Source organism: bacterium (genome assembly GCA_040753555.1).
Taxonomy (GTDB): Bacteria; UBA9089; UBA9088; order UBA9088; family UBA9088; genus JBFLYE01.
On the sequence record JBFMDZ010000010.1, the window covers coordinates 1 to 11365 of the forward strand.

At 33.7% G+C, this 11365-nt stretch carries 13 protein-coding genes; all 13 read left to right on the forward strand.

Going from position 1 to position 11365, the window contains the following annotated elements:
- Window positions 1-137, forward strand: a 137-nt coding sequence (locus AB1630_01725) for an IS3 family transposase (protein MEW6102529.1), incomplete at its 5' end; no start/stop codon positions are given.
- Window positions 138-234: 97 nt separating this feature from the next.
- Entirely contained in the window at window positions 235-930 is a 696-nt protein-coding gene (locus AB1630_01730) for a class I SAM-dependent methyltransferase (protein MEW6102530.1), read from the forward strand.
- A 126-nt stretch (window positions 931-1056) separates the two neighbouring features.
- Complete coding sequence (locus AB1630_01735) at window positions 1057-1905, forward strand: class I SAM-dependent methyltransferase (GenBank protein MEW6102531.1); 849 nt, start codon at window positions 1057-1059, stop codon at window positions 1903-1905.
- 1 nt (window position 1906) lies between these two features.
- Window positions 1907-2650 carry an acyltransferase gene (locus tag AB1630_01740; protein ID MEW6102532.1) on the forward strand — a complete coding sequence of 248 codons (744 nt, stop codon included), beginning with the start codon at window positions 1907-1909 and terminating at the stop codon, window positions 2648-2650.
- Complete coding sequence (locus tag AB1630_01745) at window positions 2647-3708, forward strand: radical SAM protein (protein ID MEW6102533.1); 1062 nt, start codon at window positions 2647-2649, stop codon at window positions 3706-3708. The genes AB1630_01740 and AB1630_01745 overlap by 4 nt, the downstream gene beginning before the upstream one ends.
- On the forward strand, window positions 3701-4387 hold the full coding sequence (locus AB1630_01750) for a class I SAM-dependent methyltransferase (GenBank protein ID MEW6102534.1): 687 nt from the start codon (window positions 3701-3703) through the stop codon (window positions 4385-4387). The genes AB1630_01745 and AB1630_01750 overlap by 8 nt, the downstream gene beginning before the upstream one ends.
- Window positions 4381-6099, forward strand: a complete 1719-nt coding sequence (locus AB1630_01755) for a carbamoyltransferase C-terminal domain-containing protein (protein ID MEW6102535.1) — start codon at window positions 4381-4383, stop codon at window positions 6097-6099. Before AB1630_01750 ends, AB1630_01755 begins: the two co-directional genes overlap by 7 nt.
- Window positions 6100-6105: 6 nt before the next feature.
- Window positions 6106-6915: a class I SAM-dependent methyltransferase gene (locus AB1630_01760; protein ID MEW6102536.1), complete on the forward strand. Its 810-nt coding sequence runs from the start codon at window positions 6106-6108 to the stop codon at window positions 6913-6915.
- Window positions 6915-7499 (forward strand): hypothetical protein, encoded by a 585-nt coding sequence (locus AB1630_01765; GenBank protein ID MEW6102537.1) that lies wholly within the window; start codon window positions 6915-6917, stop codon window positions 7497-7499. Before AB1630_01760 ends, AB1630_01765 begins: the two co-directional genes overlap by 1 nt.
- Window positions 7496-8356: a glycosyltransferase family 2 protein gene (locus AB1630_01770; protein ID MEW6102538.1), complete on the forward strand. Its 861-nt coding sequence runs from the start codon at window positions 7496-7498 to the stop codon at window positions 8354-8356. Before AB1630_01765 ends, AB1630_01770 begins: the two co-directional genes overlap by 4 nt.
- Window positions 8357-8361: 5 nt before the next feature.
- Entirely contained in the window at window positions 8362-9258 is an 897-nt protein-coding gene (locus AB1630_01775; protein MEW6102539.1) for a lysylphosphatidylglycerol synthase transmembrane domain-containing protein, read from the forward strand.
- Window positions 9255-10199, forward strand: a complete 945-nt coding sequence (locus AB1630_01780) for an NAD-dependent epimerase/dehydratase family protein (GenBank protein ID MEW6102540.1) — start codon at window positions 9255-9257, stop codon at window positions 10197-10199. The genes AB1630_01775 and AB1630_01780 overlap by 4 nt, the downstream gene beginning before the upstream one ends.
- Window positions 10196-11338 (forward strand): aspartate aminotransferase family protein, encoded by a 1143-nt coding sequence (locus AB1630_01785; GenBank protein MEW6102541.1) that lies wholly within the window; start codon window positions 10196-10198, stop codon window positions 11336-11338. Before AB1630_01780 ends, AB1630_01785 begins: the two co-directional genes overlap by 4 nt.
- Window positions 11339-11365 lie beyond the last annotated feature (27 nt).

Below are 11365 nucleotides of genomic sequence, written 5' to 3' on the forward strand. Positions count from 1 at the left end.
AAAGTTTTAATAAGAACATAAAAAATAACCTCTTGACAAAATATAAATTTGAGAGTATAATAAATTTAAATAGTAAGCTATTAGAGTTTGTTGATGACTATAATCAAAATAAAAGGCTTAGGAGTTTTTCGGTATAAAACCCCTGCTCAATACCTAAAAGATGAAAAGAATATTACAACACAACGTATCGTTAGCTAACAGTTTAAGTTATTTAACAATCAAGTAAAAGACAAAATGGATGTTGATTATGAAATTATATGGAAAGACAAGTGGATAGATTGCTCTCAATATGGCCCATCTTTGAGGCATGAACAAAGATTGGTAAAAAAATTATTAAAAAGTGTAAAAATTACCTCTTTACTTGATGTGGGTTGTGGAAATGGGAAGAGACTTTCTATGTTCTTAAAAGATAGAAAGATAGATGAGGTTTGGGGAATAGACCTCTCAAAGGAAGCAATATTACAAACAAAAAAGCTTATTCCTAAAGGAAATTTTGTGGCATTGGATATCCAAAAAGATTTTTTAGCGAAAACCTTTGATTTAGTGATGTGTTGTGATGTAATAGAACATCTTCAAGAGGATACCGCTGCATTAACAAATATGGCAAAAATGACAAATAAATATCTCATTATTACAACTATTCAAGGTAGGATAAGAGAATCAGAAAAAATGATAGGCCATGTTCAAAGCTATACACGGGAATCACTGGTAGAAAAACTAAAGAATGCAGGTTTTGCTTCTATTTCTATCATTGAATGGGGTTTTCCTTTTTACTCACCTATCCATAGGTTTCTGTTGGACAAATCTCCTCAAATTACAGAGGGAAGGTTTGGGGTATTTAGAAAGGTTTTAAGCCAAATAGTTTATTTTTTATTTTACCTTAACTTATCTTGCAAAGGTGATATTTTAATAATATTAGCGAAGAAATGAAAGTATTATTTGAAAAAAGGGGATTAAGCTTTGAATTGCTTTGTCCTCAAACGGGAAGATTTAAGAGTTCTTCAAATTTTATTGTAAGAGGGGTTAAAAAATAATCATTTAAGACAAAAGCTAAAAATGACAGTGAGCGACGAGATATTAGTTGAAATTAAGAGATGCTACCAAAGGGATTATAATGGGGTTAATAATCTGCCTTTAGATAAAATAGCAAATGATTTTGTATCTGAGACAAGGATGAAAGAGCAAATCGATGTTTTATTAAGATATGTTGGGGATTTAGAAGGAAAAAAAATATTAGAATTAGGAAGTGGATATGGAGGATTTATAGTAGCAACAAGAGAAAGAGGTTTTGATGCTTATGGATTAGAACCAGATAAAGATTGTTATGAGATTTCTTTAAAGCTTCTTAAGTTAAATGGTTTTCCCGAAGATATAATAACATTGGGGAAAGGAGAGAATATACCTTATAGCGATGAGAGCTTTGATGTTATCTATTCCACCCAAGTATTAGAGCATGTTCAAGACCCAAAGAAGGTTTTAAAAGAAGCTATTCGCGTAATCAAAAAAGGTGGTTATCTACAATTTGTAATCCCTAATTATGCCTCATTTTATGAGGGACATTATGGAATATTTTGGATTCCTTATCTCCCGAAAGTAGTAGCAAAGCTATATGTAAGGCTTTATGGAAGAAACTATTCCTTAATTGAGAGATTAAATTTTATCAATCTAGGATGGCTTAAAAGGTGCTTTAAGCAATTTAACAATATCGAGGTTTTAGGTTGGGGGATCGACCTTTTTGAGGAAAGGATGAAAAGCTTAGAATTTTCTGAGTGGGCTGATCTTGGTAAAATAAAAAAATGGCTAAAATTCTTAAAAAAGTTGGGTATGTTAGAGGGAATTAGAATAATTTCAAAATGGTTTGGTTTTTATAACCCCATTATATTAACCATTAAGAAAAATGGATAAAATGCTTGATAGTAAGAATGTGTCTTTTAGGCATATAAATTTATTAAAAGAATCATTAATCGATAAATATATTTTTCGGTTTGTTGGAAGTAAAAATTTTGGAGATTTAATTAAATATGAATTTGTTGAATTAATAGGAAGTAAAATCTCTGGTGGAATAGGAATGCTCTTTAGAAAACTATTGTACCCCTGGATGTTTCCGGGAATTAACCGCAATACATATATTGACTCATATATAACTATTCGATGCCCTAAAAAAGTTTTTCTTTCAGAAGGTGTTATATTAGACAAATATGTTTATCTTGATATCCCAACTTCTTATAAACAAGGTTTGGTAATTGGCAGAAACTCTACAATAGGAAACAATACTTATATTTCAAGTGGGTATGAAGGTTATGTTATTATTGGTGAAAATACTAATATAGGTAGTAATTCCCAAATTTATGGAGAAGGAAGTGGTGTCAAAATAGGAAATGATGTTTTAATCGCTGGGCAATCTTTTATTGTTACAGTTCAGCATATTTTTGATGATATTGAAAAACCAATTTTTGTTCAAGGGAGTTTATGTAAAAAGATTATAATAAAAAACAATGTGTGGATTGGAGCAAATGTAAAGATATTGGGAGGGGTGACAATTGAAGAAGGAAGTATAATTGGGGCTGGATCAGTTGTAACAGAAAGTATACCTCCCTTTAGTATTGTTGTTGGAATTCCAGCAAAGGTTGTAAAAATAAGGAAAAAATGAAATTACTTTTGTATATTTTTAACATTTTATTAAGAAGTGGTAAAGTAGCTTCGCTTCCAAAGTATCTTCAGATTGAACCCAATAATACCTGCAACCTTGATTGTAAAATGTGCCCTAGAACAACTCTTAAATTCGAAGAAAAGAAAAACTTTGAAATGGAGAAATTTACTTGTTTAATCAACAATATAAATCCTTTCTTTGTCTCTTTAAGTGGATTAGGAGAACCAATGATGGCACCAAATCTTTGGGAGATGATAAGATATTGTAGGGATAGAAATATACGGGTTACTATCACCTCAAATTTTATCCTGGCTGATCGGTATCTAAAAGAGATAATAGAAAGTGGGGTTAATCTTATCGGCATATCTATTGATGCTGCAACCCCTGAGACCTACTTTAAGATTAGAAAAGGAAATTATTTTGATAAAATAATAGAAAATATAAATAGCCTAAAAGAAATGAAGCTTAAGCTACATTCAAAAGCCCCAAACCTTCGATTTAACTTTGCAATTCAGAAAGACAATATGGATGGGATAGATAAAATTATTGATTTGGCAAATAATCTTGGCATTAATACCATTTATTATCAGATGTTAGAGGCAACATCCATCCAAGATAAAGATGGATGTATCGAGGGGATTGAAAAAGAGGATTTGCAAAAGAGATTAATAAATGCTTATAAAAAAAGTAAGTTATTAAAGATTAAAACCGATCTTGATTTTATCCTTAATAGATTTGAGGAGTTTTGGAAGAAATATCTCCTTATAGATGCTAATACCAAAAATGTCTGTTTAGAGCCATGGACAGCCCCATATATTGATGTTTATGGAAATGTTTATCCCTGCTGTAGCTTGTGTGCCTCAGGGTTTAGTGTAGGAAATATTTTTAAAGATGAATTTAAAAACATCTGGAATGGAATAAGTATGCAAAGCTTTAGAAACCAGATGAAAAAAGGGGAAAGAAAACTTAAGACCTGTAAAAATTGTGTTCCCAGAAGATTAACTGATTTCATCACAAAATTAAGATATGTTTCGCCTCAATATTTCACAAATGTTTAAACAAAATTGGAATAAGATAAATCAAATAAAAGAAAAGGACTATTTCTATCTAACCGCCTTTCACTATTCTATTATAAAGAAGATAAAACCAAGACTAGATAGATTTACTAAAGGAATTTGTTTAGATATCGGAGCAGGAAATCTTGTGTATAAAACCCTATTAGACAAGACCAGATATATAGCTATAGATAGGTATGTTACAAATAAAGACTTAGATGTAATTGCAGATATTGAAAATCTTCCTTTTTTGAATAATAGCCTTGATACAGTCATTTGTATGCAGGTGTTGGAACATATAAAAAAACCCTGGAGGGGCTTAGAAGAAATATATCGTGTTATAAAACCCGAAGGTTATGTTATTGTTAGCGTTCCCCATATTTTTTATATACACGGTGAACCAGAGGATTATTTTAGATTTACAAAATATGGAATCTCCTTTCTGATGAAGGAGGCAGGATTTGATGTAAGCTCTATTGAGGTTTCAAATGGATTTGTTGGATTTATAGTAAGTTTTTTCCAGGTTATCTTGCTTTCATTGTGCTTTAATATACCAATCATCTATACAATAGTAAAGAGGATAAATCAAATTATAACAATTCTTGCCTATAGAATAGATGAATTATTTGGCAAAAATGGTCTTTTAGCTACAAATTATATATGCATTGGAAAAAAATGTTAATCTTAAGCATAGCTATTCAGCATGATTCTGGGGCAGCGTTAATAAATGATGGCAAGATTATTGCTGCGGTTAATGAAGAAAGGCTAAACAGAAAAAAGCTCTATTGGGGTATTCCTGAACGATCAATTGAGGAGGTTTTCAAAATAGCAGGAGTAAAACCATCTGATGTTGAGTTTGTGACTTTTTCTAATTTAATGTCGGGAAACAAGATAGATAATTTTACTGCAGCTGAACGCGATTTTAATACGAAAGTTTTACAGAGCCTTTCTTCTATAGGTATAGCATCTGTACTTACGGGAACTGAACCTGGAATAAAGCTTATCCGGGCAATCTTTACCACGATTAAACATAAAAACTTTAAAAGAACAATTCAATATTTGGGAAGCATAGGTGTTAAAGCACCGGTTAAGTTTATCGAGCATCATGAATCCCATGCTGCTTCTGCTTATTATACCTCGGGTTGGAATGAATGCTTAGTGGTAACCAGCGATGCAGCGGGCGATGGATATTGTAGCAAGGTATTTGTAGCAAAGGATGGAAAAATGGAGTTAATTCAACAAATACCATTTTATCACTCCATTGGTTATTATTATTCCTACATAACACATATCTGTGGTTTTCGCGAAGGCCATCATGAGGGAAAAATAACCGGGTTAGCAGCTTATGGAAATCCAAAAGAGACATTTTTGATATTTCAGAAAGAAGTAAGCTATAATCCAGGTAAGTTTTCTACAGAAAATAGGGGAAGATATTTATGGCCTGAGATAAACTATTTAAAAAAAAGGCTGAAAGGTTACTCTAAAAAGGATATAGCAGCAGGAATTCAGTATCATTTAGAGACAAACATGGTTTCTTATATTAAAGATGCAATCAAAAAAACTGGACAAAAAAGAATAGCTTTGGCAGGAGGGGTTTTTGCAAATGTCAAGCTAAACCAAAGAATTAGAGAAATAGAGGGGGTAGAGGGTGTTTTTATCCATCCCCATATGGGTGATGGCGGTTTAGCGGTAGGAGCAGGGTTATACCTATGGGCAAAAGAATCCCTTTCTCAAGGAAAATATAAACATTTAGAAAGACTAAAAGATGTGTATTTTGGGCCATCTTATTCCAAAGAAGAAATAGAACAAGTCCTTAAAAAAGAGGGATTAAACTATTACCAACCAGATTGTATAGAGACTGAAATTGCTAATCTTTTAGCCCAAGGTAAGGTAATAGCAAGGTTTGCTGGACGCATGGAATATGGACCAAGGGCTTTAATGAACCGTTCTATCCTCTATCAAGCAACCGATGTAACGGTAAATGACTGGCTTAATAAAAAACTTAAAAGAACAGAATTTATGCCCTTTGCCCCTGTGATTTTAGAAGAGAATGCCCCCTATTTTTTGAAGGATTATGATGAACGCTCAAGTCATACTGCACAATTTATGACGATTACCTATGATGTTACAGAAAGGTGCAAAAAGGAAGCTCCGGCTATTGTCCATGTAGATGGCACAGCAAGGCCACAGATTATTACCAAAGAAACTAGTAATCCTTCCGCCAGGAAAATTTTGGAAGAATACAAAAAATTGACTGGGCTATCAATCCTTATAAACACAAGCTTTAATATGCATGAGGAGCCCATTGTCTGTTCTCCAGAGGATGCAGTAAGGGCATTTAAATTGGGAGAGTTGGATATATTAGCCATAGAAGATTTTATGGTGGGTGAATAAATACAAATGGATATAAGAGAAAGCAAAACAGCAATATTATATTCTGAAATCCATCCCTTGGGAAGGGAGCATTATGCAAAACTAAAACAGATTTTGTCTCCCTCGTTCTTAAATGAGGAGAGTAATTTTTTCAAAGACAAAATATGCTTGGATGCAGGTTGTGGTTTAGATAGAGCTGTTGCAAGCATGAAAATGCATGGGGGAAAGGTAGTTATAGGAATTGATATTGCAATTGAAAATTTGAAGAAAGCCAGAGAATTAAACAAAGAAGAGAAAAATGTTTATTTTATTCAAGCTAGCACTTTAAAACTTCCTTTTAAAGATGAGATTTTTGATTTTGTGCACTGTAGTGGTGTTCTCCACCGCACTATTTCTCCTTTATCTGGTTCTATGGAATTGACGAGATGTTTAAAAACAAAAGGAAAGATTTATTTAGGTTTGTATGGTAAGGGAGGAATTGCTTCTTTTTGCATAAGCCTTGGTCGTTTAATAGCCAAAATAATTCCTTACAAAATAGGCAAAAATTTACTTTCCATTATAATTAAAAATAAGCTTTTTCTCTGCAACCTCCTGGATGTTTTTTATGTACCTATTCTGGAAAGATATACCAAAGATGAGATTAAACAATGGTTTAGAAGAAATTATTCTCAACCTGTTTTTTTAGAAGAAAAAATAGATAATATCTTTGATTCGAAGTTGTTAAGATTAATTCATCCATCTTCCTGTTATGGTGTTCCAAAGATACTCCAAAGGCTATTATATGGTGAAGGCTGGATTAAAGTAAAGGGTATAAAGGAATGGAAACGCATAGATTAGTGATAAAATTAGCAAGAAAGCATCAACGAAAAGGCACAGGGAGTAATATTAACATGCTTAAAAAAAGAACAGCCAGAAGAAAATGGTGTGATTTAAGTGATGTATTGAGTATTCCTTGGGCAGTAGTGGGTGCGGTAGGTAGCCGCCTTTATATGCCAGAAAGGGCTACCCAAGACTTGGATATAGCAATATTAGCAAGGGATAGAGAAATAGTAAGAGAGCAATTGAAATCTAATGGCTTTAAATATCAAGGAGAATTGACCATCTCCGGTTCATCATGGCTATCTTACAAAGGTGAGTCTATAGATGTAATAGAATTAGACGAATCTTATGAAGATGCAGTATCGCTGGCACAAAACAATAGAGATTTGCAGGGTCTTCCTATTATGCCCCTTGAATATCTAATATTGCTAAAATACAAATCTGGTCGTGTTCAAGATATAGCCGATATTAGCCGAATGTTAGGCCAAGCAGGCGATGAAAAAATAAATGATGTTCGTGAATTATTTAAAGCTTTATTGCCTCAAGAAATAAAAGATTTGGAAAGCCTTTTAGAATTAGGAAAATTGGAATTAAAAAAATGATGAAAGCAATTAGCATTGTTATCCCTGTTTTTAATGAAGAAAAGGCAATTGGCGAGGTTATAGAAAAGACAAAAAATGTTTTTTTATCTACAAATAGGGATTTTGAGATAATTGTTGTTGATGATGGCTCAGTTGACAATACGGGAAGGATAGCAGAAGAAAAAGGGGCAAGGGTTATAAGACATCCTATTAATGCAGGTTATGGAAGGGCAATACTAAAGGGAATAGAAAATGCCAAATATGACCTTATAGGGATGATGGATGGTGATGGAAGCTACAATCCCGAAGATTTCCTTAAATTATTGGAATTTAGTAATGAATTTGATATGGTAATTGGTGCAAGAAAAGGGGTTCATTATCGGGGTAGTATTTTAAAACAACCAGCAAGGGAAATATTTCAATGGATGGCACAATATGTAACCGGAGAAAAGATACCCGATGTTAATTCAGGAATGAGGATATTCAAAAAAGGGATAATAGAAAAGATTAGCCATATTATCTGCCCAGGCTTTTCATTTTCCACTACCTTAACCTTAAATTTACTTCGCCAAGGCTGCTTTGTAAAGTTTGTCCCGATTCAATATCACAAAAGAAAGGGAAGGTCTCATGTTCGGTATATAAGGGATACCCTAAGAACAGGACAGATACTTACTGAAACCCTTCTTTATTTTAATCCCATCAAGGCAATTCTTCCTCTAGTAGGAATTTCTTTCATTTTAAGCTTAATACTATTCCTTTTATGGCTATTTTTAGGCAAAGACCTCTGGATAGGTCTTGCTATTATCTCTTTTCTTTCATCCCTTAATCTCTTTGCTATAGGTTTAACAATGGATTTGATGAGGATGAAACAGAAGTGAAGTTGATGTGGCTAAAGATTGCTTTCCTCCTTGCTATCCTGTGGTATCTTATAAGTAGGGTAGATACAAAAAGGTTATGGGAGTGCCTTTTTTCCCTTAACCTTTTCTGGATCTTGTTAAACATTTTTATCTCCATAATCGGCCTTTGGCTTTTAAGTCTAAGATGGAAGATCTTGCTTTTGGGACTAGGATATAAAAAGCCATCTATAAAAAGCCTATTCTGTTACAATCTACTAGGGGCATTTTATAGTCTTTTTATTCCAACTCAGATAAGCAATGAGGTAGCAAGGGGAGTGAAACTTTATAAAGATATAGAAAGCAAAGCTGATGTAGGCATTTCAATTCTTCTGGATAGACTTATTGGAATAATAAGCCTCATTATTATCGCTATAATCTCAACCCTGATTGTCTCGCCAGTCTTTTTTGGCAATAATCTTCTATTAAAAATGGCATTTCTCGGTATGGCTGTTATCTCTGGATTCTTTCTTATTCTTAATATGCCTTTTTTTAAAAGATTTTCAGGCTCTTTATCCTTGCTTAAAAAGGAGAATCCCTGGCTTATTTTCTTGTCTTTTACATTATCTATTATCACCCAGCTCTTTGGGATTCTTGGAACTCTTCTGGTCTTAAAGAGCCTTGATGTAAGGCTTTCATTTTTTACTATAGGGTTTATCTCAAGCCTAGCCATCCTATCTATGCTTATTCCTATATCTGTGGGTGGAATTTCCTTAAGGGAGGGAGCATATCTTATATTGTTTGAACAGTTTGGGATAGCAAGAGAGAAGGCATTTATTCTTACAGGCGTAATATTTGGCATCTCTTTTTTCTTTGGAATTGCCGGAGGGATTATAGAGATAGGAAGAGGCGGATGGGATGCAATCCGCCTAAAAGGAAAAATATGAAAGTATTAATTACCGGTGTTGCTGGGTTTATTGGTTCTCATCTTGCAAGCGCTTTGATAGAGAAAAGGCAGGATGTTGTTGGGATTGACAAATTTTCTGATTATTATCCAAGGGAATATAAGGAGAGGAACATTAAGGAATTATTGGATAATGAGAGATTTAAACTAATAGAGGGGGATTTATTAAGTATGAACCTTTCAAGTATCCTGCAAGATATAGAAATTGTTTTCCATCAGGCTGCCCAGCCAGGGGTTAGAAGGAGCTGGGATATGTTTGATGTCTATGTAAGGGATAATATCCTTGCCACCCAAAGGTTGCTTGAGAGCATAAAGAAAAAAAATATAAAAAAATTTGTTTATGCCTCTTCATCCTCTGTCTATGGTGATTGTAAACACCTTCCACTAAAAGAAGAGTATATCCCAAAACCACTTTCTCCTTATGGCGTAACAAAGCTTTCTGCAGAAAACCTTGTTGAGTTATATCGCAAAAACTATGGCATTCCTGCTATTTCTTTAAGATATTTCACGGTATTTGGACCCCATCAAAGACCAGATATGGCATTCTTTAAGTTTATAAAGGCAGGATTTTTGAATGAACCTATAGTAGTTTATGGAGACGGAAGCCAAACAAGAGATTTTACCTATGTCTCTGATATTATTGATGCAAATATTCATGCAGCAGAATCTAATGAGGAGGGTATATTCAACATTGGTGGTGGAAATAGGGTAACATTAAATGATGTAATAAAGGATATAGAAAGGTTTATTGGAAAGGACATAAAAATAGAATATAGAGATAAGCAAAAAGGAGATATGAAAGATACATTAGCGGATATCACAAAAGCAAAAAAACACCTCTCATTTTCTCCAAAAGTAAGCCTTTCCTCTGGTCTTCATAAAGAAATTAAATGGCTCCATTCTATTCTCTCTAAAAAGAAATGAAATACAGCGAATACCTTTGTCCAACATATACAAGGCCTGATATACTTTTTGTAAGAGGTTCTGGCTTAAGGCTTTATGATAGTGATGGAAAGAGCTATCTTGATTTTACATCAGGATTAGCCTGCAATCCACTTGGATATTCTCATCCTGTCCTTATTTCTGAAATAAAGGAGCAGCTTGATTTTCTTATCCAGACATCAAATCTATACTATACAGAAGCCCAATTGTTATTAGCAAAGGAGCTTTCAGATATATCCCTTAAAGGAAGGGTATTCTTCTGTAATTCAGGTGCTGAGGCAAATGAGGCAGCATTTAAATTGGCAAGGGTTTATGGAAAGGGAAGGTATAAAATCCTTACAGCCAAAGGTAGTTTTCATGGAAGAACCCTTGCAACCCTATCTGCAACAGGACAAGAGAAAATTCATAAGGGATTTTTTCCTTTGGTTTCAGGGTTTAATTATATTGAGTTTAATTCATTAGAAGATGCAGAAAAAAAGATAGATAAAGAAACCATTGCTATTATGGTAGAGCCTATTCAGGGAGAAAGGGGGATATATCCTGCAACAGAAGAATATCTTAAGGGATTAAGGAAGCTTTGCTTTAAAAACGACCTTTTACTTATATTTGATGAGGTTCAAACAGGAATAGGAAGGACAGGATACATTTTTGCATATCAAATGTATAATGTTATTCCAGATATAATAACATTGGCAAAGGGCTTGGCTGGAGGCTTTCCAATAGGTGCTATGGTTTGCAAAAAAGGGTTGGGTGAGCTTTTACAAGCTGGCATGCATGCCTCAACATTTGGAGGAAATCCCATATCAACAAGGGCAGGATTGGTTGTGCTTTCTATTATAGATGATAATTTTCTAAAGGATGTAAAGGAAAAGGCTAAATATTTTAAGGAAAGGCTATCAGAAATTCCAAACAAAGAGATAAGACAAGCTGGTCTTATGATTGGAATGGATATAGAATGCGATGCAAAAAAGGTTGTAAGCCAATGTTTAGAAAAGGGGCTTCTTATAAACGCACCAAGTAATAATTGTATAAGATTCCTTCCTCCCCTTACAATTACAAAGGATGAAATTGATGAGGGAATTTCAATATTAAAGGATGTCATAGCAAATTTTGCCTTTTAAATTTATCCAAAAGCTCAAAAAGGTTAA